The organism is Pseudotabrizicola sp. (genome assembly GCF_030684215.1).
Classification (GTDB): Bacteria; Pseudomonadota; Alphaproteobacteria; order Rhodobacterales; family Rhodobacteraceae; genus Pseudotabrizicola.
On record NZ_JAUXOV010000073.1, the window covers coordinates 21,758 to 47,673 of the forward strand.

The 25,916-nt window shown below is 60.8% G+C and carries 25 protein-coding genes; 14 read left to right on the plus strand and 11 right to left on the minus strand.

Going from position 1 to position 25,916, the window contains the following annotated elements:
• Nucleotides 1–3: 3 nt before the first annotated feature.
• From Q8K08_RS16985 to guaA, 6 genes are all read right to left on the minus strand, one after another.
• Nucleotides 4–873 (minus strand): ATPase, encoded by an 870-nt coding sequence (locus tag Q8K08_RS16985; RefSeq protein WP_305250904.1) that lies wholly within the window; start codon nt 871–873, stop codon nt 4–6.
• A gap of 110 nt (nt 874–983) precedes the next feature.
• Entirely contained in the window at nt 984–2,102 is a 1,119-nt protein-coding gene (locus Q8K08_RS16990; RefSeq protein ID WP_305250905.1) for an OmpP1/FadL family transporter, read from the minus strand.
• Between the two features lie 98 nt (nt 2,103–2,200).
• Nucleotides 2,201–3,085, minus strand: coding sequence for a DMT family transporter (locus Q8K08_RS16995; protein WP_305250906.1), 885 nt, complete (start codon nt 3,083–3,085; stop codon nt 2,201–2,203).
• A gap of 41 nt (nt 3,086–3,126) precedes the next feature.
• Nucleotides 3,127–3,405 carry a putative quinol monooxygenase gene (locus Q8K08_RS17000; RefSeq protein ID WP_304798629.1) on the minus strand — a complete coding sequence of 93 codons (279 nt, stop codon included), beginning with the start codon at nt 3,403–3,405 and terminating at the stop codon, nt 3,127–3,129.
• Nucleotides 3,402–4,394 (minus strand): zinc-dependent alcohol dehydrogenase family protein, encoded by a 993-nt coding sequence (locus tag Q8K08_RS17005; protein ID WP_304798626.1) that lies wholly within the window; start codon nt 4,392–4,394, stop codon nt 3,402–3,404. Before Q8K08_RS17005 ends, Q8K08_RS17000 begins: the two co-directional genes overlap by 4 nt.
• Nucleotides 4,395–4,457: 63 nt before the next feature.
• Entirely contained in the window at nt 4,458–6,026 is a 1,569-nt protein-coding gene (gene guaA / locus Q8K08_RS17010; protein ID WP_305250907.1) for a glutamine-hydrolyzing GMP synthase, read from the minus strand.
• A 234-nt stretch (nt 6,027–6,260) separates the two neighbouring features.
• Between guaA and Q8K08_RS17015 the strand changes: the two genes are divergently transcribed.
• A complete protein-coding gene (locus tag Q8K08_RS17015) occupies nt 6,261–7,808 on the plus strand; it encodes a trimethylamine methyltransferase family protein (protein ID WP_304798622.1) in 1,548 nt (515 codons plus the stop codon).
• Nucleotides 7,809–7,866: 58 nt separating this feature from the next.
• Here Q8K08_RS17015 and Q8K08_RS17020 read toward each other — a convergent pair whose 3' ends face one another.
• Nucleotides 7,867–8,145, minus strand: a complete 279-nt coding sequence (locus Q8K08_RS17020; protein WP_304798619.1) for a DUF6477 family protein — start codon at nt 8,143–8,145, stop codon at nt 7,867–7,869.
• Between the two features lie 236 nt (nt 8,146–8,381).
• Between Q8K08_RS17020 and Q8K08_RS17025 the strand changes: the two genes are divergently transcribed.
• On the plus strand, nt 8,382–9,500 hold the full coding sequence (locus Q8K08_RS17025) for a DUF6456 domain-containing protein (RefSeq protein ID WP_304798617.1): 1,119 nt from the start codon (nt 8,382–8,384) through the stop codon (nt 9,498–9,500).
• Between the two features lie 143 nt (nt 9,501–9,643).
• A complete protein-coding gene (gene lipA, locus Q8K08_RS17030) occupies nt 9,644–10,594 on the plus strand; it encodes a lipoyl synthase (RefSeq protein WP_304798614.1) in 951 nt (316 codons plus the stop codon).
• 126 nt (nt 10,595–10,720) lie between these two features.
• On the opposite strand, the gene Q8K08_RS17035 is transcribed toward lipA, so the two are convergent.
• Nucleotides 10,721–11,173, minus strand: a complete 453-nt coding sequence (locus Q8K08_RS17035; protein WP_305250908.1) for a type II toxin-antitoxin system RatA family toxin — start codon at nt 11,171–11,173, stop codon at nt 10,721–10,723.
• A gap of 64 nt (nt 11,174–11,237) precedes the next feature.
• Here Q8K08_RS17035 and hpt point away from each other — a divergent pair, with 64 nt between their 5' ends.
• The 3 genes from hpt (at nt 11,238) to Q8K08_RS17050 (ending at nt 12,934) form a co-directional block, all read left to right on the plus strand.
• Entirely contained in the window at nt 11,238–11,786 is a 549-nt protein-coding gene (gene hpt / locus Q8K08_RS17040; RefSeq protein ID WP_305250909.1) for a hypoxanthine phosphoribosyltransferase, read from the plus strand.
• Nucleotides 11,783–11,950: a hypothetical protein gene (locus Q8K08_RS17045; protein ID WP_304804335.1), complete on the plus strand. Its 168-nt coding sequence runs from the start codon at nt 11,783–11,785 to the stop codon at nt 11,948–11,950. The genes hpt and Q8K08_RS17045 overlap by 4 nt, the downstream gene beginning before the upstream one ends.
• A gap of 93 nt (nt 11,951–12,043) precedes the next feature.
• Complete coding sequence (locus tag Q8K08_RS17050) at nt 12,044–12,934, plus strand: cytochrome c (RefSeq protein ID WP_305250911.1); 891 nt, start codon at nt 12,044–12,046, stop codon at nt 12,932–12,934.
• Between the two features lie 13 nt (nt 12,935–12,947).
• Here Q8K08_RS17050 and Q8K08_RS17055 read toward each other — a convergent pair whose 3' ends face one another.
• From Q8K08_RS17055 to Q8K08_RS17065, 3 genes are read right to left on the minus strand one after another with little or no spacing between them, the layout of a single operon-like run.
• Nucleotides 12,948–13,427, minus strand: coding sequence for a CinA family protein (locus Q8K08_RS17055; protein WP_305250912.1), 480 nt, complete (start codon nt 13,425–13,427; stop codon nt 12,948–12,950).
• Nucleotides 13,424–13,921, minus strand: a complete 498-nt coding sequence (locus Q8K08_RS17060) for a phosphatidylglycerophosphatase A (RefSeq protein ID WP_304804329.1) — start codon at nt 13,919–13,921, stop codon at nt 13,424–13,426. Before Q8K08_RS17060 ends, Q8K08_RS17055 begins: the two co-directional genes overlap by 4 nt.
• On the minus strand, nt 13,918–15,039 hold the full coding sequence (locus Q8K08_RS17065; protein ID WP_305250913.1) for a bifunctional 2-C-methyl-D-erythritol 4-phosphate cytidylyltransferase/2-C-methyl-D-erythritol 2,4-cyclodiphosphate synthase: 1,122 nt from the start codon (nt 15,037–15,039) through the stop codon (nt 13,918–13,920). Before Q8K08_RS17065 ends, Q8K08_RS17060 begins: the two co-directional genes overlap by 4 nt.
• 181 nt (nt 15,040–15,220) lie before the next feature.
• On the opposite strand from Q8K08_RS17065, the gene dusB reads away from it, so the two are divergent.
• The 8 genes from dusB (at nt 15,221) to hfq (ending at nt 25,832) form a co-directional block, all read left to right on the plus strand.
• Nucleotides 15,221–16,228, plus strand: coding sequence for a tRNA dihydrouridine synthase DusB (dusB, locus tag Q8K08_RS17070; protein ID WP_305250914.1), 1,008 nt, complete (start codon nt 15,221–15,223; stop codon nt 16,226–16,228).
• Complete coding sequence (locus Q8K08_RS17075; RefSeq protein WP_304804322.1) at nt 16,225–17,319, plus strand: nitrogen regulation protein NR(II); 1,095 nt, start codon at nt 16,225–16,227, stop codon at nt 17,317–17,319. Before dusB ends, Q8K08_RS17075 begins: the two co-directional genes overlap by 4 nt.
• Nucleotides 17,319–18,686: a response regulator gene (locus tag Q8K08_RS17080; RefSeq protein ID WP_305250916.1), complete on the plus strand. Its 1,368-nt coding sequence runs from the start codon at nt 17,319–17,321 to the stop codon at nt 18,684–18,686. Before Q8K08_RS17075 ends, Q8K08_RS17080 begins: the two co-directional genes overlap by 1 nt.
• Nucleotides 18,687–18,791: 105 nt before the next feature.
• Entirely contained in the window at nt 18,792–21,053 is a 2,262-nt protein-coding gene (locus Q8K08_RS17085; protein WP_305250917.1) for a PAS domain-containing sensor histidine kinase, read from the plus strand.
• A 1-nt stretch (nt 21,054) separates the two neighbouring features.
• On the plus strand, nt 21,055–22,467 hold the full coding sequence (locus Q8K08_RS17090; RefSeq protein WP_305250918.1) for a sigma-54 dependent transcriptional regulator: 1,413 nt from the start codon (nt 21,055–21,057) through the stop codon (nt 22,465–22,467).
• Between the two features lie 89 nt (nt 22,468–22,556).
• A complete protein-coding gene (gene trkA, locus Q8K08_RS17095; RefSeq protein WP_305250919.1) occupies nt 22,557–23,933 on the plus strand; it encodes a Trk system potassium transporter TrkA in 1,377 nt (458 codons plus the stop codon).
• Nucleotides 23,933–25,459 (plus strand): TrkH family potassium uptake protein, encoded by a 1,527-nt coding sequence (locus Q8K08_RS17100; protein ID WP_305250920.1) that lies wholly within the window; start codon nt 23,933–23,935, stop codon nt 25,457–25,459. The genes trkA and Q8K08_RS17100 overlap by 1 nt, the downstream gene beginning before the upstream one ends.
• Before the next feature lie 139 nt (nt 25,460–25,598).
• Complete coding sequence (gene hfq, locus Q8K08_RS17105) at nt 25,599–25,832, plus strand: RNA chaperone Hfq (protein WP_023664101.1); 234 nt, start codon at nt 25,599–25,601, stop codon at nt 25,830–25,832.
• Nucleotides 25,833–25,916 lie beyond the last annotated feature (84 nt).

Here is a 25,916-nt window from a genome sequence, read left to right on the forward strand (position 1 = left end):
GGATCAGCGCCGATCAATGGCGCGGGCGATCAGGGCGTTGAAATCTTGCGGTGTGGCGACGGCGGCCACCTCCTCGGCGGTGACGGTCACCCCCCAGTCCGCCATCGCGCCATAGCGCGGCTGACGATGGGCAAGTGCGCGGGCGTATGTCCAGCGCACAAAGTGATCAGGATCGCAAGTTTCTTCGATTTTGTCATGGGTTACCCGGTATTCTTCCCACGCCGCATGAAGAAATTCGGGCTGATAATACATAGGCTTTGGCGCACGATCAAAACGGCGTACCAATTCGGCAGTGTGGTCATCAGAGCCTTTGATCCAGACCAGCAGCAGTGTTTCCGACAGCTGCCGCATCACCGGGTCATCCTTGTTTTCGGCCTCCACCACCTCGCAGATAGAGCCAGAGGTGTCGCAAACAAAGTTCTGATAGCCATAGATTGTTTCAGCCCGCGCCATGAAATGCGCCGTGTCCAGCATCGCGGCAACCTCGGCCCTGCGGTGCTGTTCCTGGCGCAGCATATAGTCGGCAAAGGGCAGGCCACCCCGTGCCGGATCGCCGGGCTTGCCCAGATAGGTGGACAGGGGGGCCAGATTGTCGAAGGTGATATTCGACGCGATGTAGACCGAGTCTGTCATCAACAACTCGCGCAGAAGCGGCACTTTCATCGCCTCGCGCTTGAAATTGTCGGCGATATATTCACCCATGTAGCGGGTGCCGATCCGGTAATCGACCGAGTAATGGAACCAGCCTCCCGTGGTGGCGCGGGTATCGCGCAGCATGTTCGACAGATGGGTCTTGCCCAGACCCGACATGCCAAAAAGCAAAACCCGCTTGCGCGCGCTGTCCAGATAGTCTGCCCCGGTCGCGTAGATCATCGCCCTCTCCTCAAGCCTGCGCCTGACAGTTACCGCCCCCCGGCTGCGTCTTCAACGCAAAACCCGCCCCTGTGAGGGGGCGGGCTTGATCTGTGGTGCCGTTGGGCCGATCAGAAGGTGAAGCCGACTTTCATGCCGACGCCAATAGCCTTATTGCCGCGGAAGTTGCCAGCTGGCAGGCCCAGCGCCACCGGCGCCAGCGTGGTGTCTGCATCGCCAATATCAACATAGCTGACACCACCAGTGATTTTCATGTTGTCGCGGGTGTAGGTGCCGCCCAAAGTCACGCCTAGGCGCCCATCGGTCGGCCCAAGATTGGCTGCAAATCCGCCGCTCTGTTTTTCGTAATTGACCGACACTGCCCCTGACCAGTTCTCGTTGAACCGACGCCCCAGACCGATGGTATAGGTCGTGGTATCATTGTCATAGGACACCAGCGGCCGCCCTGTTGCACCGACATATTGCTGCGGTGCAATTGAAAACGCCGACCAATCCACCCAACGGATAGAGCCAAACAGCAGGGTGTCTTTTGCAATGCCCGACTGTGCTTCAAGGTTCACCGACTTCGGCGTTTCAATGACGGTGTTCGATCTGAACGGGCCCGCGAGGCCAAAGAATTCGGCCGTAGCGACGTTGTGCTTTATCTTGCTGTTATAGGTCAGCGCAACGCGCAATGCGATTTCTGGCTTTTCATAAGCCACGCCAACCACATAGCCCAAGCCACGATCTTGCTCGCCGACCACGCTATAGCCTGCAACAAACGGCACGCGCGCTACCGCTTCCAGTGTCTGCGAGCGCAAGCCACCGATCACGCTAAAACTCTCGCCCACTTTGTAGCGTACTACAGCGGTGAGGGCTGAAGTTTTCAAATCGGCCGTCGCGCCTGAAGCGAAATAGCCGGTCATCGGATAATTGACTTTCGCCCCGAACGGGGTGTCAAGGATCAGCGCGAAATCAAGGCGGTCGTTGATCGCGGTTTTTACGGCCATGCCAAGCTGGGTATAGTCACCAGACATATCGCCGCTTGGAACACCCGGTGTGGGTGACCCCGGGTTGGCGGCCGCACCTACGCCTGACACCCTCGGCTTGACGGAACCGAAGGACAATTCTGCATAATTTCCGCGCTCAAACAACAGCGCCATAGATTGCGTTGTGCGCTCGAGTCCGCCTGCCTGCGCGGAGCCGGCCGCAAGAGCCGAGATCCCGACGGCGATCACCAAATTCTTCATACTGTTCCTCATCCCGACGATTGGATTTCCCATGAGAAGAGGCTATTTGACGCAGGCTTTACAGGTCAATCAATGACGCCGCGTCACAAATCATTCATTCAGGGGTTGTGTGGCTTTCGTGTCTCAGACCGGATGTTGATCCAATTGGCCAGAACGATCAGTGCGGCACCCACAAACAGCAGTGCTTCCAGCTGTTCATTATACAAAAGCGCCCCGGCGAGGGCCATCAGCGGCAGGCGGGTGAAATCTATCGGCATGACGAATGTGGCGGGGGCAAGCCGCAGGGCCGAGGTAAGGCACAGATGCGCAAGAACGCCCGTCACGCCGATCAAGAACAGCCAGGGTCCGGTGGTGGCGGTTGGCCAGGTGATCTGCCCGTCCCACGCGGCCAGCACTGCGCCAAAGATGAATTGCATCACCGTCAGCCAGAACAGGATCGACAGGATAGTGACATCGCGCGCCAGTCGCTTGGTCGCGATATTGGTCGCAGCAAAGCAGATGGCTGCCCCGGCGGCGGCCAGAACGCCGACATTCAGCGCGGCAAAATCGGGACGCACCACGATAAGGATGCCGACAAAGCCAAGCCCGGCGGCAAGCGCGCGCGGGCCAGTGATCCGCTCGCCCAAAAGAAGTGGGGACAGCAGGATCACCCAAAGCGGTGAGGTGAATTCAATCGCGATCAGTTGCGCAAGGGGAATCAGAGTCAGCGCCCAGAACCACAGGTTTTGCCCGGTAAAATGCACCACGTTGCGCACAGCGTGGCCCGTCAGCCGGGTGGCCCGGATATCACGCAAACGGCCCATGGCAAGGGCCGCGCCGATCACCAGAAAAAAGCTGACAAAAGACCGCGCCGCCATGATCTCAAACGTATCGTGCACGCCCTGAAGTTGACGCCCGGCAATTGCCATCCCGCTGAAGGACACGACAGAGCCAAGCATCCACAGGGCGGCAGTCACAGGGCGATAGGGGGCGGGGGTGGTCATGTGCCCCTTCTGGCGCGTGCCAGAGGGACTGTCCAGAGCCGTCAGTCGCGCAATTCCTCGACCCGGAAATCTCGCAGGATATGGCGGGTGGCATCAAACCAGAGGCTGGCCCGTGTGCGGGTCTGGTGGGCATCAAAATCGGCGCGGGTGCGAAAGGATTCCTGAACATCCCAGATCATCGGGTCATCGGTCTGGGCAACATTAAACGACAGACAGCCCGGTTCTTCGCGCGACAGGCGGATGTGTTCGGGCAGATGCGCGCGGACGACATCGGCCTCGGCTTGCGACATGCAGATGAGATGCCCTTTCAGCCGGATCATTGCGGCACCACGATTGCGCGCACGTCGCCCGCCGGGGCGGCGTGGGTGATGGCTGTGACAGCCTCGGACAGAGTCAGCACGCGGCTGATCAGCGGGGCGACGCTGACCGCGCCCGACGCAATCATCTGCGCCGCGCGGGCGTGGGTAAAGGGGTTGAGAAAGCTGTACAACATCTGGATTTCTCGGAACAACAGGTCAAAGGGTTCAATAGCAACCGTAACGCCTTTGGCCAGCACCCCCAGAATGACAATCCGCCCCCCGGTCGCGGTCAGGGCGGGGGCGGCTTGCACGGTGTCGGCCACGCCCGCACATTCGATCACCGCATCTGCCCCAAAGGGCCAGATTGCAAGCGCCTGCGCTGGCGTCGCGGCCACATGGGTTGCGCCCAGTGACAGGGCCAGATCCTGCTTGGCGCGGCTACGGGTCAGCATCATCACCTCTGCCCCGGCAGAGCGCGCGAGTTGCAGCGCCAAAAGGCCGATAACTCCGCCGCCAAGGATCATGCAACGCTCGCCCGGGCGCAGGGCGGCGCGGTCCAGCCCGTGCAAGGTACAGGCAAGGGGTTCACAAAATGCGCCGTGATGGGGGTGCAGGCCCGCTGGCAGAGCAATGGCATTGTGCGCAGGCATAAGGGCGAAGGGCGCAAAGCCACCGTCGCGGCCAACGCCAGTGGGGCGGTTGTTCGGGCACAGGTTGACCCGACCCCGCAGGCATTGGGGGCAGGTCAGACAGGGGATATTGGGGTCACAGGTAACGCGGGTGCCCAGGGCCAGATCCACGCCATCCCCAACCGCGGTTACAATGCCGCTGAATTCATGGCCCAAGGTCACAGGTGGTGTGCTGGGGAATTCGCCCAAAAACAGATGACGGTCGGTTCCGCAGATGCCCGATGCCTCAACCCGCACGACAAGTTCCCCGGGGTTTGGCTGCGGCTCGGCCACTTGGGTCAGCCGCAGATCTCCAACACCGAACAACCTTACCGCTTGCATAGCGCCCTCCATCCCTGATCCGCAGAGTGGGCGGGCTGGCTGGGGCAAGCAAGTGGTTTTGCGCTATTCCAGCTCTATTGTGCCGGGCGGCTTGCTGGTGCAGTCGTAGAACACCCGGTTGATGCCCTGCACTTCGTTGATGATCCGCGTGGCGGTTTCACCAAGGAAATCATGGGTAAAGGGGTAGTAATCGGCGGTCATGCCATCAACAGAAGTGACCGCGCGCAACGCAAGCGCATAGTCATAGGTGCGCCCGTCGCCCATCACGCCCACGGTTTTCATCGGTAAAATCGCGGCAAAGGCCTGCCAGATTTCATCATAGAGCCCATGCTTGCGGATCTGGTCGATATAGACGGCGTCTGCTTTGCGCAGGATATCCAGCTTTTCGGTGGTGATCTCGCCGGGGCAGCGGATCGCCAGACCGGGGCCGGGGAAGGGGTGGCGACCGATAAAGCTGGCGGGCAGGCCAAGTTCGCGGCCCAAAGCGCGGACCTCGTCCTTGAACAACTCGCGCAAGGGTTCAACCAGTTTCAGGCCCATCTTTTCCGGCAGGCCGCCAACATTGTGGTGCGATTTAATGGTGACCGACGGACCGCCAGAGAAGCTGACCGATTCGATCACGTCGGGGTAAAGCGTGCCTTGGGCAAGGAATTTTGCGCCACCGACCTCATGCGCGTGTTTCTGGAACACGTCGATGAACAGGCGGCCAATGGTCTTGCGCTTGACCTCGGGGTCGGAGACGCCTTCCAACGCGCCAAGGAACAGATCGGATTCGTCGGCATGGATCAGCGGCATCTGGTAATGGTCGCGGAACATGGTGACGACCTGTTCCGCCTCGCCCAGACGCAGCAAACCGTGATCGACGAACACGCAGGTCAGCTGATCGCCGATCGCCTCGTGGATCAGCACGGCGGCCACGGAGGAATCAACGCCGCCCGACAACCCGCAGATCACCTTGGCATCACCCACCTGATCGCGGATTTTGCGGATGGCTTCTTCGCGGTAGGCGCCCATGGTCCAGTCGCCCTTGAACCCGGCAAGGCGCACGAAATTTTCATAAAGCTTTGCACCCTTGGGGGTGTGGTGCACCTCGGGGTGGAACTGCACGGCGTAGAAATGACGCGACGTGTCGGCAGTGATGGCAAAGGGTGCATTGGGCGAGGTGCCAAACACCTCAAAACCAGGTGCGATTTTCGACACATGGTCGCCGTGTGACATCCAGACCTGTTCGCGCCCGCCGGTCGTGTTGGGATCGAACCAGCCATCCAGCAGCGGCAGGCCCGCGCCGTTTGGGGTCACATAGGCGCGGCCAAATTCAGCGGTGCCATGGCCACGTTCCACATGCCCGCCAAGACAATGCATCATCACCTGTTGGCCATAGCAGATGCCAAGGATCGGCACGCCCATGGTAAACACCGATGCAGGTGGCATTGGCGCGCCATCGGCAAAGACCGAGGCCGGGCCACCGGAGAAAATCACCGCCCTTGGCGCGAACTCGGCCAGAAAGGCATCGTCCACTTTGTTGAACGGATGGATTTCGCAATAAACATTCAACTCTCGCAGGCGGCGCGCGATCAGTTGCGTCACCTGAGAGCCGAAGTCGATGATCAAAAGGCGGTCATGTTGGGTCATGCGCCCGCATACGAAGGGATGCGCAGAATCGCAAGAGGGGAAAGGCGCGCCGGACCCGGTTGATCGCATCGCGGTGTGTGAGCGGGCAGATGAGTTTTTGGGCCAAGATCAATGGGCATGGGCACAGAGGCGGGCGGGCGCATGTCGTTTTTGGGCGCTATGTGACGGAAACGGGTATCGGGCCACCCGGCTTTGGCGGCATAAGAGCGGCAAACAGCCTTTGGAGGAATGAGCATGAGCGATGTTGCGGTTGAGGGTCGCCGGGCACGCGGTGGTGGCGGGTCGGCAAGGCGCGCAGAGCGTACGGCGGTTTCACTGGAAACGGCAAAGTTCATTCAGCGCAATATCCCGAATTTCGAAATTCTGAACGCCGAGGCGCTTGAGATCATCGAGTGGAATGCCGATACGGTTCTGGAAGAAATCGGCGTCAACTTTGTAGAAAACCCCGCGGCGCTTGCGTTGTGGAAGGCGGCAGGCGCCGATGTTCAGGGTGAGCGGGTGCGGATCCCACGCGGTCTGGCCCGCAAGCTGTGTGCGACAGCGCCCTCCAGCTTTACCCAGCACGCCCGCAACCCGGCGCGCAATGTCGACATCGGCGGGCGCAATCTGGTGCTGGCCCCGGTTTACGGCCCCCCCTTCGTGCGCGACATGGAAGGCGGGCGGCGCTATGCGACGATCAACGATTTCCAGAATTTCGTGAAGCTGGGATATATGTCGAAGTGGCTGCACCATTCCGGCGGCACGGTTTGCGAGCCGACCGATGTTCCGGTGAACAAGCGCCATCTGGACATGCTGCACGCCCATATGGTGCTGTCGGACAAGCCCTATATGGGGTCTGTGACCGAACCCAGCCGCGCCGAGGACTCGGTCGAGATGTCGAAGATTTTGTTCGGGTCGGATTTTGTTGATCAGAACACGGTTATGACCAGCCTGATCAACATCAACAGTCCGCTGACCTTTGACGGCATCATGATGGGTGCGCTGGAAGTGTTTGCCCGCGCGAATCAGGCGGCGATCATTTCGCCCTTTATCGTGGGTGGCGCGATGGCCCCAGTGACGGTGGCGGGCACGCTGACGCAGGTGCTGGCCGAAGTGCTGGCTGGTGTTGCCTACAGCCAGTTGGTGCGCCCCGGTGCGCCGGTGATCTTTGGCGCATTCGTGACCAGTATCGACATGAATTCCGGCGCACCTACCTTTGGCACGCCGGAAGCCGCCCACATCACCTATGGCGCGGGACAACTCGCGCGGCGGCTGAACCTGCCGTATCGGTCGGGTGGGTCATTCTGCGGCTCGAAACTGCCCGATGCGCAGGCGGCGTATGAAACTGCAAACAGTCTGAACATGGCGCTGTTGGCGGGCGTGAACTTCATGCTGCATTCCTGCGGCTGGCTGGAGGGCGGTCTGGTCAGTTCTTACGAGAAATTCGTCATGGATGCTGATCAGCTTGGTACCCTGCACCATCTTGCCCAAGGCGTGATGATGGACACCAACGGCCAGGCGATGGACGCACTGCGCGAGGTCGGGCCGGGCGGGCATTTCCTTGGCTGTGAACACACGCAGGCCAATTTCAAATCGGCGTTCTGGCGGTCAGACCTGTTTGACTACAAACCGTTCGAGACATGGGCCGAAGAGGGCGCACGCGACACCCAGACGCTTGCGGCCGAGCGGGTGAAAAAGCAGCTTTCCGATTACCAGCAGCCCGCGCTTGATCCGGCAATCCACGAAGCCCTGGATGCCTATGTGGCGCAAAAAAAGGCGTCGATGCCCGACGCCTTCATTTAAACTTTTGGTTTTGCAAAAGGTGGCCCGCCAGACAAGGCGGGCCGTTTTTTTATGCCCGTCAGGTGCCGGGTGCCACAAGCCGGATTTCGGCCAGAAGCGCGATCAGCACCTCGATATGGCGCGCGATGGAATAGGCCGCATCACCGCGCTGACGGTTTTCTTCCAGTTTGCCTTCTTGTGACAAAAGCTGGTTCACCGTCGCCTCGGGAGAGCCCGGACACGCAACCAGACGCTTCAGATCGCGGTCGCGGCGATAGTCAGACAAACCAAAGCGGGCCGCGCGCATCAACAGCCGAGGGCGGCGAAGATCTTCAAGGCGGGCAAGAAACTCTGTCATGGGTCGGCTCCTGATTGTTTCCATATCAGAATAAATCACGCAACCCTGCGTTGCATTTTATGTGGATAACCGCACGGTCGGTTCGAAATCGTTTCACTTTCTTCAACAATCATCCACAGGGTCGCCGAAATCGAAGCCAAGTATTAACCAAATTAACCAATGCGTAACCAAATCCCCTTCAGGTTGTGTTAACCAAGATTGGGTCAGGGAACCGCACGGCGGCACCGGAAACGAAGATGACATCGAACCTGTCCGCCGAATTCTGCCTGCCCGCTTGGGTGCCCAATGACGTCAGACTATATCTTGACCATACCGGGGTCGGGGTCCCGTTTCGTGAACTGGCCCGTCGCCAAGGGGCGCATGCCTCGACCGTGATGCGTCAGGTCCGCCGTTGCGAAGCACGCCGTGAGGATCCGTTGGTGGATGAAGCTCTTGCCCTATTGGGCGGCAGGACGATGACCCCAGCCAATGAGGATGATCCTGCCATGACCGCGACCGTCTCTGCCAAAGCGCCGCTGCTTGACGAAGCAACCCTGTCCCGCGAAGGACGCCGCATTTTGCGCCGGATGGCAGAACCGGGTGCGGTGCTGGCCATTGCCTCCGATCTGGACAAGGCCGTTGTGCTGCGCGATTTCCCCGATGGCCAGCAGGCGCGCACAGCGGTGGTTGACCGCGCGGTTGCGCAGGCATTCGCGCTCAAGGACTGGATCACCTGCCGCAAAAAGGGCCGGGTCACCACATATGATATCACCTCGGCCGGTCGGGCGGCACTCAAGCGGATGATCGATGAAAGCGATCTGGCCCGCCAGGCCCAGCACTCCGGCATGGCCGAAGCGCCGATGCCCTTTGCCAACCAGCACCGCATCTGGGACGATCGCCAGATCGAGGAGGGCGGGGCCTCACGCAGGATCCGCTACAACATGGCGGAAAGCCCGCTTGCGGTTCTGGGGCGGCGGCGGGACAAGGATGGCAAACCTTTTCTGGAAAACGATCTGATCCGGGCCGCCGAACGCCTGCGCGAAGATTTCGAACTGGCCCAGATGGGGCCGCGCGTGGCGCAAAACTGGGAACGGTTCCTGACGGCGGGCGACCGTGGCAGCTTTCGTCCAGATGCGGGGCACGGCGAGGGACCGGGCCGTGCGCGGGACCGGGTGGCTGCGGCCTTGCGCGACCTTGGCCCCGGTCTAGGCGATGTGGCCCTGCGGGTGTGCTGTTTTCTCGAAGGCATCGAGGCGGCGGAAAAGCGGATGGGCTGGGCCGCGCGCTCGGGCAAGATCGTGCTGCGCATTGCGCTGCAACGTCTGCGCCGGCATTACGAAGACAGCATCGGCGACCGGCGCAACTTCATCGGCTGAGGCCACGGCACTGTGGCGGGGCAGGGCGCCTGTGTCCCACCCCGCCATGCGTCAGACGCATGCCCATGCGTCAGCAGCGCCGGTTGTATGCGCGCCCGGTTCAGGGTAAACCTGCACAACAGCATGGTTTGTGGAGGCCCCCCTTGCGCGATCTGACCATTCCCGATCAGCGGCACCCGGAAAAGGCGCATCGCCCCGACAATGCCCAGCCCAAAAAGCCGGACTGGATCCGGGTCCGTGCGCCCACATCCGAAGGCTACAAGCGCACCCGCGACATTCTGAAGGAAAAGAAACTGGTCACCGTCTGCGAAGAGGCAGGCTGCCCCAATGTCGGCGAATGCTGGAGCCAGGGCCACGCCACCATGATGATCATGGGCGAGATCTGCACGCGCGGCTGCACGTTCTGCAACGTGGCCACCGGCAAGCCGCAAACGCTTGACGCGTTCGAACCGGGCCGGGTTGCCCATGCCGTGGCCGAACTGGGGCTGAACCATGTGGTGATCACCAGCGTCGACCGCGACGATCTGGATGACGGCGGGGCCGAGCATTTCGCCCAGACCATCCGCGCGATCCGCCACCGCGCGCCCGCAACCACAATTGAAATCTTGACTCCCGATTTCCTCAAATGCCCCCCTTCCGCGCTGGAAAAGGTGGTCGAGGCGCGGCCCGACGTGTTCAACCACAACCTTGAGACCGTGCCCGGCCTTTACCTCGAGGTCCGCCCCGGCGCGCGCTATTTCCACTCTTTGCGCCTGTTGCAACGGGTCAAGGAACTGGACCCAACCTTGTTCACCAAATCCGGCATCATGGTCGGCCTTGGCGAAGACCGCGCCGGCATTTTGCAGGTGATGGATGACATGCGCAGCGCCGATATCGACTTCCTGACCGTCGGCCAGTATCTGCAACCCACTCCAAAGCATCACCGGGTAGACCGCTTCGTCACCCCTGATGAGTTCAAAAACTACGAGACCGCCGCTTATGGCAAAGGTTTCCTGATGGTCTCGGCCACTCCGCTCACCCGGTCATCCTACCACGCGGGCGATGATTTCGCCCGGTTGCGCGCCGCGCGCCTTGAAAAGCTCGGCCGGGCCTGATCGCCCCACCGGATTTGCTGCTTTCCAAATACTCCCGCGCGGAGCGCGCGCGAGGAGACACGCCCCTTGGCGTGCGACGAAATATAAAACGCGCCGCAGGCGCTCAATTGCATCAAAGGCGGCAGATCAGTGGTGGCCGTACAACTCTGCCGCCCGGCGCTCAAAGGCCCGCACGATCCGCTGCATCGCCTCATTGAACACCACGCCGATGATGCTTTGCAAAATCGCGTTGCGAAATTCGAAATCAACAAAGAAATCAATCTCGCAACCCCGCTCCGCCTCGCGGAAGGTCCATGTCGACCGCATGTGGCGGAACGGCCCGTCCAGATACTCGGTCTCGATGCGCTGCTCTGCAGGCCACAGCACCACACGGCTGCCAAACCGCTCCCGAAACACCTTGAAGCTGATCACCAGATCGGCCTCCATCACCTCGGACCCGTCGGGCTGCACTGCGCGCGACCGGATGCGGGCGGCGGAATTCCATGGCAGGAACTTTGGATATGACCCGACATCGGCCACCAGATCATACATCTGTTGGGCGCTGTAGGGCAGAAATTTGGTTTCAGAATGGGTTGGCATCAGCAGTTTCCGTGACTCTGTCCGTGCTTTTGAGTAGAAAGCGCACAGAAATCAAGGGGACGCCATGCCGCAACGACCTTATGTGATCGACCAGTTGATCAGCGCGAAATCCATCGCCGCGCGGGTGGAAACCCTCGCACGCGAAATTACCACGCATTTTTCGGGCACGGACAAGCTGGTGGTGGTCGGATTGCTGCGCGGCTCTTTCGTCTTTATCGCCGATCTTGTGCGCGAACTTGACCTGCCGGTCGAGGTCGATTTTCTCGAAGCCTCCAGCTACGGCGACGGCATGCACTCCTCGCGAGAGGTGCGTATCCTCAAGGACTTGCGGGGCGAAATCTCGGGGCGCGATGTGCTGCTTGTTGAAGATATCGTCGATACCGGCTTTACGCTCAGTCATGTGATCCACCTTCTCAAGGCCCGCGAACCGGCACGGCTCAAGGTCTGCGCGCTACTGGACAAACCCTCGCGGCGTGAGGTCGCGGTCAAGGCCGACTGGACCGGATTTGAAATTCCCGATGAATTTGTTGTGGGTTACGGCATCGATTTTGCGCAACGCAACCGCAACCTGCCCTTTATTGGCAAGGTGCGGTTCACCGATGACACGCCATGAACCCGATCTGGTTCCTGCGCATGGCCAAATGGGTCCGTAACCCTCCGTCGTGGGCGCGGGTCAAGCTGGTGGTGGGCGTCGTGCTGGCCTGTTTTGTGATTTTCGGCGTTGAATATATCTGGGGCTGGCCAGACGCGCTTACGCCGCAAAGGATCAAACCCTGATCGGTGCTGGCAAAAAGGGGATGCCACCTTCCGCATCTCTGGCGTAGCCTGCGGACAAAATGGCGTGGCCGCGCCGTCCATGAAGGAGGTTTCATGTCTCGTCTTGTCTCTCTTGCCGTCGTTGCCCTGCTTGGGGGCGGTGCGGCATTCTGGTTCATTACCGCTCCTAAAACCCTTCCCGCAGATCGCTTTGTGGATATTAGCGGAGATGCAGCACGGGGCGAGTCGGTGTTTCACGCCACGGGCTGCGCATCGTGCCACATGGCACCGGGTGCCACCGGAGAGGCGCAGCTGGTGCTGGCGGGCGGGCAGGCCTTCCCGTCCGATTTCGGCACATTCATCGCGCCAAACATCACCCCCGACCGGGTGCAGGGCATCGGGGGATGGTCGCTGGCCGATCTGGGGAATGCGCTGCAAAGCGGGGTTTCGCCGCAGGGCACACATTATTACCCGGCCTTGCCCTATTGGTCTTACGCAAAGTTGCAGCCGCAGGATGTGGCCGATCTTTACAGCTTCTTGCAGACCCTTCCGGCGGCTGCCAACCCCAGCCAGCCGCATCAGATCGGTTTTCCCTTCAGCATCCGGCGGGTGGTCGGTGGGTGGAAGTTTCTGAACAGCGACAGTAATTTCGTGGTGCAAGGAGATCTGACTGAGGCCGAGATACGAGGGCGCTATATTTCCGAGGCGATGGCCCATTGCGGCGAATGCCACACCCCGCGCAATGCGCTTGGCGGGCTTGATACCAGCCGCTGGCTGGCCGGCGCGCCCAATCCGTCGGGGCAGGGCCGCATCCCCAACATCACCCCGGCAAAGCTGGAGTGGAGCGAGGCGGAAATTATCATCTATCTGACAAGCGGTTTTACCCCCGATTACGATGTGGTCGGTGGGCATATGGTGCATGTGGTCGAAAACATGGCAAAGCTGCCCGAAAGTGACCGGGCGGCGGTGGCGGCCTATCTGAAAAAAGTGCCTGCCGCCGAGTAATGCCCAGCGCCCTTTACGCCCGAATTTGCCGCAGGGCCGATCCCAGCAGTGCCAGCGCATAATCAACTGTGGCCTGCCGCACCTTGGCACGGCCAATCGCGCCAAACTCGACCGTTTCGGTATGCACATCGCGCAAGGCCTGCGCCAGACCAAAGCACACCCGGCCTTCGGGCTTGAACTCTGACCCGCCGGGGCCAGCAATGCCAGTGACTGACACGGCAAGGCCAACGCCCGAGCGGAACAGCGCGTTTTCGGCCATCTCATAGGCGACCTGTTCACTGACCGCACCATACGCGGTCAGTGTCTTTTCCTGAACCCACAGCATTTCTTGCTTGGCACGGTTGGAATAGGTGACATAGCCCCGGTCGAACACATCTGACGACCCCGGAACTTCGGTCAGGGTGGCGGCAATCAAGCCACCCGTGCAGCTTTCGGCGGTTACAATGCGGATGCCCTTTTCGCGCGCAAGGGCCAGCACCAACTCTGCACTCATCGCATCAACACCCCATGCGCCAAACCGGCCGCAAGAAGTGTGGCGATCCCGGCAAACACCCCGGCCCAAAGATCATCCAGCATCACCCCCGCCGGATCACCCCGACGGTCGGCGCGGCCGATCACCCAAGGCTTCCAGATATCAAACAGCCGGAAAAACACAAAGGCCGCGATCCAGCCCGGATAGGCCACCAGCCACCAGTCATCGACCCCGCGCCACCAGAAAGCAGCAGCGGGGAACAACAGCGCAATCCACTGGCCCGCCACCTCGTCGATCACGATTTCAGACGGGTCGTCGCCGGGTCGCCCCCGCAACGCCTGCTCGCACGCCCAAAAGCCCAACAGGGTGACCGCAACCGTGGCCACGACCAGCACCGGAAACCCAAGCAGATGATCAATCGCCAGCCCCAGCACAATCGCCACCGCCGACCCCCAGGTGCCCGGCGCCGGGCGCAGCAGACCCACATAGCCAAATGTGGTAATCGCCCGGATCATGCCCGCACCAGGGCGCAGGTGGCCAGGGCGGCGATGCCTTCTTCGCGTCCGGTAAAGCCAAGCCGTTCCGAGGTGGTGGCTTTGACGCTGATCTTGTCCATCTCTATTCCCATAATTTGCGACAGCGCCGCGCGCATCGCCGTCTGATAAGGTCCGATCTTTGGCCGCTCACACACCAATGTCACGTCACAATTTGCCACCCTGTAGCCGCGCGCGCTGACCCGGCCCATGGCGTGACGCAAAAAGATGTGGCTTTGTGCGCCTTTCCACTGCGGATCGCTGGGCGGGAAATGAACACCGATGTCACCCTCGGCCAAAGCGCCATAAATCGCATCGGTCAGAGCATGCATACCGACATCGGCATCGGAATGGCCCAAGAGGGCGCGTTCATGCGGCACCTTGACTCCGCACAGCCAGACGTCTTCACCATCGGTAAAAGCATGCACGTCATAGCCATTGCCCAGCCGGATATCCATGTTTCTATCCCTCAGGATGCTTGCCGCACGGAAAAAATCCGCAGCATAGGTCAGTTTCAGATTGTCTTCTTCGCCTTGCACGATTGCAACCGTGTGCCCGGCCCAGCGCGCGACTTCAACATCATCTGCGGCCCCACCGGGATGGTTGCGGTGTGCGGCCAGAATGGCGTCAAACCGAAAACCCTGCGGGGTTTGTGCCCGCCACAGACCGTCACGCGGGGCGGTGCCGTCCACCGTGGCCGCGCCGCGCCACAACGCATCGGTGACAGGCAGGGCAGGGGCTGCTCCGGGGTGATCTTGCAGGGCGGCCAGCACACGGGCGATGATCTGCGCCGATACCAGAGGGCGCGCACCGTCATGGATCAGTACCTGTGTAACGCCCTGGCCATCCAGCCAGTTCAGCGCGTTACGCACGGATTCCGCCCGTGTTGCACCCCCGTCCACCAGCGGCAGGCCAAACCCTGCCGCGCGCGCGCGGTCATCGGGGTGGATCACCAGCACCACGCGGTCCACTTGCCCGGCAAAAGCGCGTAGCGTATGGGCCAGCACAGGCTCTCCCGCCAGATCCTGCCATTGCTTTGGCAGATCGCCCCCGGCACGGATGCCCCGGCCTGCTGCAACGATGATGGCGGCTGTGGTCATGGGCACCTCTTTCCTCCATTGGTTAAATCAGGGGGAAGACTTGCGCAACCTGCGCAGAAATCACCCCGAGTTGCACAAAAAACAGGCATTGCATGTTTTTCCACCGTTTTATTGACCCTCCGCCTTTGTTATCGGCGCAAAAGCAGATTACCTAACCCTCAGGCGCATAAGGAATGTGCAATTGGCTCTCTTGCTCGACACCCTCGTTATTGATCCTCCGGTGTTGCTTGCCCCTTTGGCTGGCATCACAGATTTGCCGTTCCGCCGAGTTGTTGCCCGGTTCGGGGCTGGTCTGGTCGTGTCCGAGATGGTCGCCAGCGAAGATGTGGTCAAGGCCCGTCCCTTGGCCCGTGCCAAGGCCGAGCTGGGCTTTGGTGAGGCCGCAACTTCTGTGCAACTGGCGGGGCGTGATCCGTATTGGATGGCCGAGGCCGCGCGCTATGCCGAAGGGCAGGGCGCGCAGGTCATCGACCTCAACATGGGTTGCCCGGCCAAGCGGGTGACGGCGGCGGGTGGCAATGGGGCTTGCGGCTCGGCCCTGATGCGCGAACCGGATCTGGCAGTCGCGCTGATCGCAGCGGTGGTGCGGGCGGTGTCCTTGCCCGTTACGCTGAAAACCCGGCTGGGTTGGGACCATGACTGCCTGAACGCGCCCGAAATTGCGGCGCGCGCCGAAGCAGAGGGCATCCGCATGATCACCATTCATGGCCGCACCCGGAACCAGTTCTACAAAGGCAGCGCCGATTGGGCGGCCATTCGCGCGGTCAAGGATGCAGTGAGCATTCCGGTCATCGCCAATGGCGACATTGTGGATACGGCAAGTGCGCAGACGGCGCTGGACCAGTCCGGCGCTGATGGCGTGATGGTCGGGCGCGGCGCACAGGGCGCACCATGGCGGCTGGCCCAGATTGCACATGCGCTTTACGGCACCCCTGCGCCACAGGTGCCGCAAGGCGCCGCGCTCGCCGATCTGATCACCGAGCATTATGAGGCGCAACTGTCGTTCTATGGCCGCAGCCTTGGCATCAAGACCGCTCGCAAGCACCTGTCGTGGTATCTGGAGGAGGCGGGCGCTTTGACCCACCGCACCGCGATTGTGACAAGTGACAATCCTGCACAGGTTATCCGCCTGATCAGCGCCAGCTTTGCCGAACCCGGCTCTAGCATGCTGAACGGGGTCGCTGCATGACGCCTTATCGCACTCCTTACCCGGTGCCGGGCGTGATCTGGGCCAGCTTGCCCATCCCCGCGCTTCTGGTCGGTTTGGATGGGCGCATCACCGAGGTAAATCCGGCGGCAGAGACATTTCTGAACGCCTCGTCCCGCAGTCTGATCGGGCAGCCCTGCCTTGATCGCCTGTCGATCGACGCCCCGATGGAAGAGGCGTTTGCCCGCGCCCGCGTCAACCAGTCCACCATATTCATCAATGATATTGACGTGACGACCGGTGAACGCGCGCCTGTGCAATGCAATGTGCAGGTGGCACCAATGCACGACAATTCCGATTATCTGATGCTGCTGATCAGCCCGCGCGACATCGCCGACCGTCTGGGCCGGTCGATGAGTGTGAAATCGGCCGCTAAATCAGCGATCGGCATGGCCGAAATGCTGGCGCATGAAATCAAGAACCCGCTGGCAGGCATTTCGGGTGCTGCCCAACTGATTTCAATGAACGCCAACGCCGAAGACCGCGAATTGACCGACCTGATCGTTGAGGAAACCCGCCGGATCGTCAAATTGCTGGAACAGGTCGAACAGTTCGGCAACCTGCGTCCGCCAGAGCGCCGCGCCGTCAATATCCATGATGCGCTGGACCGCGCCCGCAAATCCGCCATGGTGGGTTTTGCCGCCCATATGGAGATTGTCGAGGATTACGACCCCTCGCTGCCCTCAACGCTCGCCGACCCTGATCAGTTGATGCAGGTCTTCCTGAACCTGATCAAGAACGCGGCCGAGGCTAGCAAGGGCAAGCCCGGCATCATCAAGCTGCGCACCTTTTACGACCTTTCCTTGCGCCTGCGCCGCAAGACCGGCACGCCGTCTGTGCTGCCGCTGACAATCGAGATTATCGACAACGGCCCCGGCATTCCGCCGGAAATCGCCACTGACATCTTCGAACCCTTCGTCTCGGGCCGTGAAAACGGCACGGGGCTGGGCCTTGCTTTGGTTTCAAAGATTATTTCCGACCACGAAGGTTGGGTGCAGGTGGATTCGGTGCCAGGTCGCACCGCTTTTCGCGTGTCCTTGCCCGTGGCCCCCAAGAAAATGGAGAACACCTGATGGACGGCACTGTTCTGGTAGCAGATGACGACCGCACGATCCGCACCGTGCTGACCCAAGCCCTCACACGGGCCGGGTGCAAGGTACATGCAACATCCAGCCTGATGACGCTGATGCGTTGGGTCGAAGAGGGCAAGGGCGATCTGGTGATCTCGGATGTCATCATGCCCGACGGCAACGGCCTTGATGCGCTGCCCCGCATTGGCAAGATGCGCCCCGGCCTTCCTGTTATTGTGATTTCGGCACAAAACACCATCATGACCGCAATTCAGGCCGCAGAGGCCGAGGCCTATGATTACCTGCCCAAGCCGTTCGATCTGCCCGATCTGATGAAGCGTTCGGCCCGCGCGCTGGAACAAAAGCGCCGTGCGCCCAAAATGCCGGTGCAGCCGATCAAAGACCCCGGTGACGACCTGCCGCTGGTGGGGCGCACGCCAGCCATGCAGGCGCTGTACCGCCTGGTCGCGCGTGTGATGAACACCGATCTAGCGGTGCTGGTCACTGGCGAGTCGGGCACCGGCAAAAGCCTGATCGCCCGCGCGATCCATGATTTTTCCGACCGCCGCACCCAGCAGTTTGTGGTGGCGCAAGCGGGGGATTTGCAGGGCATGGATGGCCCGTCATCGCTTCTGGCCCGTGCCAAGGGTGGCAGTCTGGTCTTTGACGAAGTGGCCGATTACGATGACGACACGCAGGCCCGCATTGTGCGGATGATGGATCTGATGGGTGACGGCGCGCCGCGCATCATGGCCACCAGTCAGGTGGATCTGTCCGCGCGGATGGAGGCGGGGGCTTTCCGTCAGGATCTTTACTACCGCCTGTCAGGTGTGACCCTGCATGTGCCGTCCTTGCGTGAGCGGGTTGATGACATCCCCTTGCTGGCTGACCATTTCCTCACCCGAGGCGAGCGTGACATGGGTGCGATCCGGCGGCTGTCGCATGAGGCGCGCGAATTGGTGCGCGGCTATTCATGGCCCGGCAATGTGCGCCAGCTGGAGAATACGCTGCGCCGGTTGATGGTCACCTCGTCCGAGGCCGAGATCAGCCGCTCGGAAGTCGAATCGGTGCTGGGCAATCAGCCGGTGATGGAGCCGTTGAAGGGCGGGGGCGAGAATGAAAAGCTGTCGGCCTCTGTTGCGCGACATTTGAAACGATATTTTGATCTGCACGGCGGACAACTGCCGCCAAACGGCGTTTACCAGAGGATTCTGCGCGAAGTGGAGATGCCACTTATAGAAATCGCCCTGGATGCTACGGCGGGAAATCAGGCAAAATGTGCTGATCTGCTTGGCATCAACCGCAATACCTTGCGCAAGAAGATCACCGACCTCGATATCCGCGTGACACGGAGGCGCAAGCTGATGTAAAACCGCAACATCAAGCGTGTCGCTGCCGCCCCATGGCGGAAAGGGCACCAGATGTGGCGGAACGGGCACGCGAAAGCTGTGCCTGTATGAGGGGGTATACGCTAGGTGCAGCGCGCGTTGGGATCAGCGGCCTGGGAAAGGCTGTCTCGGTTGCGCAGGCAACGCCGGGTACAGACGGCCACGACGTTCGGGCTGGTGTTCCTTGGCCCCGTCCTTGCGGTCTTCACCTTTCTGACATTGGGGCCGTTCAGCCAAGGGTCAAACAGCCCGGCGCTGCGGCTCGTGCTGCTGGCCGACCTTGTCTACATTCTGGTGGTTGCCGCGCTTGTGCTGGCGCGGGTCGCCAAGCTGGTGGCAGACCGTCGCAGCCAGTCGGCAGGGTCGCGTCTGCACCTGCGACTGTCAGGCGTGTTCGCGCTTGTGGCGCTGGTGCCCACCGTGCTTGTGGCGGTGTTTGCCGTGCTGACCGTCAACATCGGGCTTGAGGGCTGGTTTTCCGACCGCGTGCGCTCGGTGGTGGGCACGTCTTTGTCGGCGGCGCAGGCCTATGACCGCCAAAGCCGCGATGACCTGATCGAAGACGCAACTAGCCTTGCCGCCTATCTGAACGTGGCCAAGCAATCGACCTTTTTCCTGCCTGATGATGGCTTGCGACCCTTGCTGTCGCAGGGGCAGGCCGCCGTGCAGCGCGGGTTGAAAGAGGCGTTCTTGATCGACGGCAGCGGCACGCTTCTGACGCGCGGGCAGCGGTCTTATCTGTTCGATTTTGAGACCCCGCCGCTTGCGGCGCTGGTGCGCGCCCGGACGGAAGGCCCGCAGCTGATCGAAGACTGGGATAACGATGAATTCCGTGCCGTTGTCGCGCTTGATGCCTTTGTTGACCGCTATCTTTACGTCAGCCGCACGGTGGATGGTCAGTTGTTGTCCTTGCTGGACTCCACGCGCGAAACGGTGCGACTGTATAACCAGCTGGAATCGGACCGCGGGCGGGTCTTGTTCAACTTTGGTCTGATTTATCTTGGCTTTGCGATCATCCTGATCCTTGCCGCGACCTGGCTTGGTCTGTGGTTTGCCGAACGTCTGTCGAAACCCGTGGGCCGTCTTGCCGGGGCGGCGCAGCGGGTGGGCGGGGGCGATCTGGATGTTCAGGTCAAGGAAGAGCCGGGCGATGACGAAATTGCCATGTTGGGACGTTTGTTCAACCAGATGACCCGTCAGCTGAAAGGCCAGCGTGAAGCATTGATGGACGGGCACCGCCAGACCGAACGCCGCCGCAGGCTGTTCGATTCCGTTCTGTCCAACGTCACCGCCGGGGTGATCGGGCTTAACTCGGACGGCCAGATTGATTTTGTGAACCGCGCCAGCGAGCGATTGCTGGATATGGCCAATGGCGTTGAAGATCTGGCGCTTGAAGATGCCGTGCCGGAATTTGCCCCGCTGTTTGAGCGTCTGCGTGAAAGCAATTCCTCGGCCGTGCAGGAGGAGGTGCGGTTGACGCGCAAGGGTAAGCTGGAAAGCCTGCTTGTGCGGATGAGCGTGCGGCGCAGCGATACCGGGCGGCTGGAAGGCTATGTGGTGGCTTTCGACGATGTGACCGAACTGGTCAGCGCGCAGCGTCTGGCGGCTTGGGGCGATGTTGCCCGCCGCATCGCGCATGAGATCAAGAACCCGCTGACCCCGATTGCGCTATCGGCCGAACGGATCAAGCGCAAGTTCCGCGATCAGGTGAACGAGCCCGCTGATCTGGAGCAGTATACCGATGTTATTGTAAGGCAAACCAATGACTTGCGGCGCATTGTTGATGAATTCTCCAAATTCGCCCGCATGCCCGAACCGGATCGGCGCGAAACTGACCTGACCCGTCTGTTGCGCGATGCACTGACCCTGCAGGAAAGCGGCCAACCGACCGTGACCTTCCGCTCGGAGGTTCCCGATACGGCGCAGATCATGGAACTGGACGCCACCATGATCACCCAAGCCTTGACAAACTTGATCAAGAACGCCGGAGAAGCTATTGAAACCTTGCAGGAAAAAGACGATCCTGCCGGGTTGGTTCCTGAAATCCGGGTTCAGATGGAGCCGGATGATGACGGTGTCACGATCCGCATATCTGATAATGGTATTGGCCTGCCGCCAGACCGCGCGCGACTGTTTGAACCCTATGTCACGACCCGCGAAAAGGGCACCGGGCTGGGGCTGCCGATCGTGAAGAAAATCATTGAAGAACACGGCGGCACATTGGCGCTGCTGGATGCACCGATTTTTGAAGGAAATGCCCATGCGGGTGCCATGGCAGAAATCCGTCTGCCACGGCTCACACGCAAACGGGCGCGCAACAACATGACCGCACAGGGTCAGGGAGGCTGAAATGAGCATTTTGATTGTAGATGACGAAAAAGACATTCGTGAACTTATCGGAGATATTCTGAAGGACGAAGGCTATGCCATTCGCCTTGCAGGAAATTCCGATGATGCGATGGCCGAGATCAACGCCGATCCGCCCAGTCTGATGATCCTAGACATCTGGCTGAAAGACAGCCGGATGGACGGGATCGACATTCTGAAAACCGTCAAACGCGATAACCCCGATGTGCCGGTGGTCATCATCTCGGGGCATGGCAACATTGAAATCGCGGTCGCAGCGATCAAGCAAGGTGCCTACGACTTCATCGAAAAGCCGTTCAACATTGATCAGCTGATGGTCGTGGTCAGCCGCGCCATGGAGACCAGTCGTCTGCGCCGCGAGAATGCCGACCTGCGCCGGCGTGAGGTCACAAGCTCGGAAATGCTTGGATCAAGCCCCGCTTTCCGCGCGCTGAAGGCGCAGTTGGAAAAGGTTACAAAGTCAAATGGACGCGTGATGCTGACCGGGCCTTCCGGCAGTGGCAAGGAAATGGCGGCGCGGTTTGTGCATTCCAATTCCAACCGCGCCTCTGCGCCCTTTGTGTCGGTGTCATCCGCCACGGTGGAGCCGGACCGCATGGAAGAGGTGCTGTTCGGCCGTGAAACCACCGAACGTGGTATTGAAAAAGGCCTTCTGGAACAGGCGCATGGCGGCGTCGTCTACTTTGACGAAGTGGCCGATATGCCGCTTGGCACGCAGTCAAAAATTCTGCGTGTGCTGACCGAGCAGCAATTCTCCCGCGCGGGCGGCTCTGACAAGGTGCGGGTTGATCTGCGGGTTGTGTCCTCTACCACGCGGGATCTGCGGGCGGAAATTGCGGCGGGACGCTTCCGGCAAGAACTGTATGACCGACTGAACGTGGTGCCGATCCCGGTACCCAGCCTTGAGGAACGGCGCGAGGATATTCCCGAACTGACCCGCCATTTCATCGACCTGTTTCACCGGACCCAAGGCCTGCCCCTACGCCAGTTGACCCAAGAGGCAGAGGCAATGCTGCAAACCACGGCGTGGCCCGGCAACGTGCGCCAGTTGCGCAATGTGATCGAACGCGTGCTGATCCTTGGGGAACCCTCGGGACCGATTGAGGCAACCGAACTGCCAGGGCAAGAAGCGGTGGTTGAGGGCAACGGTCGGCTGGTTCTGGGGGGCGCGATGGCGACGCTGCCGCTGCGCGAGGCGCGCGAGGTGTTTGAGCGTGAATATCTGCTGACCCAGATCAACCGTTTTGGCGGCAATATCAGCCGCACCGCAAATTTTGTGGGCATGGAACGCTCGGCGCTGCACCGCAAGCTGAAATCGCTGGGCGTAGTCACCACGTCGAAATCGGGCGGGCGGTCGGCGCATTTTGATGATGTCGAGGACGAAGATGAGGGCTGAACCCGCCGACATTGACCCTGATGCCGCCTTCTGCGATGCAGAGGCGGTATGGCAGGGTTTCTGAGCCTTGTGCCAACTGAGGGGCTGATATGAAGGTCATCATTTGTGGCGCGGGTCAGGTCGGCTGGCAAATTGCGCGGCAGTTGTCGAGTGAACGCAACGATGTGACCGTGGTGGATGTCAACCCAGATCTGGTGCGTCGTGCGACAGATACGCTGGATGTTCAGGGGGTTGCGGGCTTTGCCTCATACCCCGATGTGCTGGAACGGGCCGGCGCGCGTGACGCCGATCTGATCATTGCGGCCACCCATTCCGACGAGGTGAACATGGTCACCTGTCAGGTTGCGCATTCGGTGTTTTCCATCCCACGCAAGATTGCCCGTCTGCGCGCACAAAGCTATCTGAATGCGATCTATTCCGACCTGTACCGCCGCGAACATCTGCCGATTGATGTGGTGATCAGCCCCGAGCGCGAGGTGGCCGAGGCGGCTTTGCAGCGGCTGGCGGCACCCTCAACTTTTGATACCGAAAGCTTCATGCTGGGCCGGGCGCAGCTGTTGGGCATTGCTTTGGATGATGATTGCCCGGTCTTGAACACACCTTTGCGGCAGTTGAACGATCTGTTTTCCACCCTGCGCGCCATTGTTGTCGGCGTGCGGCGTGAGGGGCGGCTGTTTTCGCCCGATCCCGGCGATCAGCTGTTTGTGGGCGATCAGATCTACGTTTTCACCCATTCCGAAGACGTGAACCGGACGCTGGAAATCTTTGGAAAGAAAACCAAAAAGCAGGAACGCATTGTCATTATCGGAGGCGGCAATGTCGGCCTTGGGGTGGCCCTTGCGCTAGAGGCGCGCAGCGATCGGGTGCGCGCCAAGATCATTGAAAAGTCGCGCCCGGTGGCCGAACGCGCCGCCGACAGTCTGGAGCGGACCATAGTTCTGCACGGCGACGGCATGGATATGGATATCTTGCTGGAAGCCGCCATTGACCGCGCCGATGCGGTGCTGGCCGTGACCGATGACGACAAGACCAACCTGCTGGTCGCGGTGCGTGCCAAACAGGCCGGCTGCAGCATGGCGATTGCGCTGGTCAACGATCCTACGCTTGCGCCAATGATGGGGCCGTTGGATATTGACGCCTATATCAACCCTCGCGCCACCACTGTCAGTTCTATCCTGCGCCACATCCGCCATGGCCGGGTGCGCGCGGTCTATTCCATCGGTGACGCCGAGGCCGAGATGATCGAGGCACAGATCCTGTCCACCAGTTCACTGTCGGGCAAGATGATCCGCGAGATCGACTTTCCCGAAGGTGTGCTGGTGGGGGGCGTGATGAAGGGCGACAAGCTTATGAAGCCCACCGCCGATTTGCGGCTGGAGGCAGGCGATATCATTGCACTGTTCGTGATGGCCTCTGATGTGCGGGAGGTGGAGCGTCTGCTGCAGGTCTCCATCGACTTTTTCTGATGGTTTTTCGCGAACGGCTGCTGGCGACCCCGCTGCTGGTCATCTTGTCGGCCTTGTCGGGTCTGGCGATGTTTCTGCCTGCCCTTCATGCCACCCTGACCAGCCTGCACCGGGTGGCGCAGGCTTTCTTTTACTCGGGCATTCTGGTGCTGATCGTGACCGCGATGGTCTGGATTGCCACCTCAAACTGGCGGCCGCGCAATGTGGCACGCAGTCAGCTGGCGTCTTTGGTCGGGGCCTATGCGCTGATGCCGGTGATCTTCGCGATTCCTGTAACGCAGGCGGTGCCTGACACCAGTTTTGTGAATGCGTGGTTCGAGATGGTGTCCAGCTTTACCACCACCGGGGCCACGCTTTACGACACGCCGGGCCGACTGGCGCCATCCTTGCATCTGTGGCGGGCCACAGTGGGCTGGCTGGGGGGGCTGTTCATTCTGGTGGCCGCCACTGCGATTCTAGCGCCCATGAACCTTGGTGGGGTAGAGGTGATGTCGGGGCGCTCGCCGGGGCGGGGGGCTGACGGGCTCAGCCAGATCACCCGCGTGGCAGACCCGTCGCAGCGATTCCTGCGCTATACGCTTTTGCTATTCCCGATCTATTCCGGCCTGACGTTGCTTTTGTGGCTGTTGTTGATGATCGCCGGCGAGGTCAACATTCTGGCGCTGATTCACGCCATGGGCACGATGTCTACTTCTGGGATCGGGATGACGGGTGATCTGAGCGGGTTGAGCACCGGGCTGTGGGGTGAGGCACTGATCGTACTGTTCCTGATGCTGGCGATCACGCGGCGGTTTTTGCCGGGGGCGCAGTTTGCCCTGATGCGTGGCCCGATGCGCCGCGACCCCGAGGTGCGTCTGGCCAGTGTCCTGATCGCGACCACTACGGCGGTTTTGTTCTTTCGCCACTTCATCGGCGCGATCGAGGTTGCGGCGACCGATGACACCGCTTCGGCGTTTCGCGCGTTGTGGGGCACGTTTTTCATGGTGGTCAGCTTTCTGACCACCACAGGCTATGCGTCAGGGGAATGGGCGGCGGCGCGCAGTTGGTCCGGTCTGGCCAGCCCCGGCCTTGTGCTGCTGGGTCTGGCGATCATCGGAGGAGGGGTTGCGACCACGGCGGGCGGGGTCAAGCTCTTGCGGGTCTATGCCCTGTTCAGGCACGGCGAGCGCGAGCTGGAAAAGCTGATCCACCCGTCCTCGATTGGCGGGCAGGGGGCGCAGGCGCGGCAATTGCGGCGTGAAGGAGCCTATTTTGCCTGGCTTTTCTTTATGCTGTTTGCGCTGTCTATTGCGGTCAGCACGGCGGCGCTGTCGCTGATGGGGTTGCAGTTCGAAGATGCGCTGGTGCTGACGCTGGCCGCACTGTCGACCACGGGTCAACTGGCCGATCTGGCCGGGGCCGCGCCGATCCGCTATGCCGAACTTGCGACCACGGCCAAGGCCTTTCTGGCCATCGTGATGGTCGTCGGACGGCTGGAGACATTGGCGCTTTTGGCGCTTTTGGCCCCCTCGAGTTGGCAACGCTGACTCGCGCATCTGTAAAGGGCTGATTTTTGGGCTGGAATCTCTCCGGTTCCCGCCCCATACTGTTTGTCAATGCGCCATCGGCAGCCAAATTAGCCGAGGGACAGGGACAAAACGCGCAAGCATTAAGGGCACGACGAGAATGGCCGGTGATAAACAGAATTTGCAGGATGCTTTCCTGAACCACGTCCGCAAGGCAAAAGTTCCAGTAACGATTTTTTTGATAAATGGGGTGAAGCTGCAAGGCGTCATCACTTGGTTTGACAATTTTTGCGTGCTTTTGCGCCGGGACGGACAATCGCAGCTTGTCTACAAACATGCGATTTCCACCATCATGCCCGGCGCGCCAATCAACCTTTATGAAGGTGAAGACTGATTTCCGACCCATCCGCCGATGATGAGGACGAAGATATCTGGCCCGATTCGGGTACAGGAATCGGAGCCTATGAAAGCGAAAGCC

Coding starts and splice junctions, on each gene's coding strand:
- Q8K08_RS17050 (WP_305250911.1), top strand. CDS start 12,044: ATGTCTCGTCTTGTCTCTCTTGCCGTCGTTGCCCTGCTTGGGGGCGGT.
- Q8K08_RS17020 (WP_304798619.1), bottom strand. CDS start 8,145: ATGACAGAGTTTCTTGCCCGCCTTGAAGATCTTCGCCGCCCTCGGCTG.
- Q8K08_RS16985 (WP_305250904.1), bottom strand. CDS start 873: ATGATCTACGCGACCGGGGCAGACTATCTGGACAGCGCGCGCAAGCGG.
- hfq (WP_023664101.1), top strand. CDS start 25,599: ATGGCCGGTGATAAACAGAATTTGCAGGATGCTTTCCTGAACCACGTC.
- Q8K08_RS17080 (WP_305250916.1), top strand. CDS start 17,319: ATGGACGGCACTGTTCTGGTAGCAGATGACGACCGCACGATCCGCACC.
- Q8K08_RS17015 (WP_304798622.1), top strand. CDS start 6,261: ATGAGCGATGTTGCGGTTGAGGGTCGCCGGGCACGCGGTGGTGGCGGG.
- Q8K08_RS17055 (WP_305250912.1), bottom strand. CDS start 13,427: ATGAGTGCAGAGTTGGTGCTGGCCCTTGCGCGCGAAAAGGGCATCCGC.
- Q8K08_RS17045 (WP_304804335.1), top strand. CDS start 11,783: ATGAACCCGATCTGGTTCCTGCGCATGGCCAAATGGGTCCGTAACCCT.
- trkA (WP_305250919.1), top strand. CDS start 22,557: ATGAAGGTCATCATTTGTGGCGCGGGTCAGGTCGGCTGGCAAATTGCG.
- Q8K08_RS17065 (WP_305250913.1), bottom strand. CDS start 15,039: ATGACCACAGCCGCCATCATCGTTGCAGCAGGCCGGGGCATCCGTGCC.
- Q8K08_RS17025 (WP_304798617.1), top strand. CDS start 8,382: ATGACATCGAACCTGTCCGCCGAATTCTGCCTGCCCGCTTGGGTGCCC.
- Q8K08_RS17005 (WP_304798626.1), bottom strand. CDS start 4,394: ATGCAAGCGGTAAGGTTGTTCGGTGTTGGAGATCTGCGGCTGACCCAA.
- Q8K08_RS17075 (WP_304804322.1), top strand. CDS start 16,225: ATGACGCCTTATCGCACTCCTTACCCGGTGCCGGGCGTGATCTGGGCC.
- Q8K08_RS16990 (WP_305250905.1), bottom strand. CDS start 2,102: ATGAAGAATTTGGTGATCGCCGTCGGGATCTCGGCTCTTGCGGCCGGC.
- Q8K08_RS16995 (WP_305250906.1), bottom strand. CDS start 3,085: ATGACCACCCCCGCCCCCTATCGCCCTGTGACTGCCGCCCTGTGGATG.
- Q8K08_RS17060 (WP_304804329.1), bottom strand. CDS start 13,921: ATGATCCGGGCGATTACCACATTTGGCTATGTGGGTCTGCTGCGCCCG.
- Q8K08_RS17000 (WP_304798629.1), bottom strand. CDS start 3,405: ATGATCCGGCTGAAAGGGCATCTCATCTGCATGTCGCAAGCCGAGGCC.
- hpt (WP_305250909.1), top strand. CDS start 11,238: ATGCCGCAACGACCTTATGTGATCGACCAGTTGATCAGCGCGAAATCC.
- Q8K08_RS17035 (WP_305250908.1), bottom strand. CDS start 11,173: ATGCCAACCCATTCTGAAACCAAATTTCTGCCCTACAGCGCCCAACAG.
- guaA (WP_305250907.1), bottom strand. CDS start 6,026: ATGACCCAACATGACCGCCTTTTGATCATCGACTTCGGCTCTCAGGTG.
- Q8K08_RS17100 (WP_305250920.1), top strand. CDS start 23,933: ATGGTTTTTCGCGAACGGCTGCTGGCGACCCCGCTGCTGGTCATCTTG.
- Q8K08_RS17090 (WP_305250918.1), top strand. CDS start 21,055: ATGAGCATTTTGATTGTAGATGACGAAAAAGACATTCGTGAACTTATC.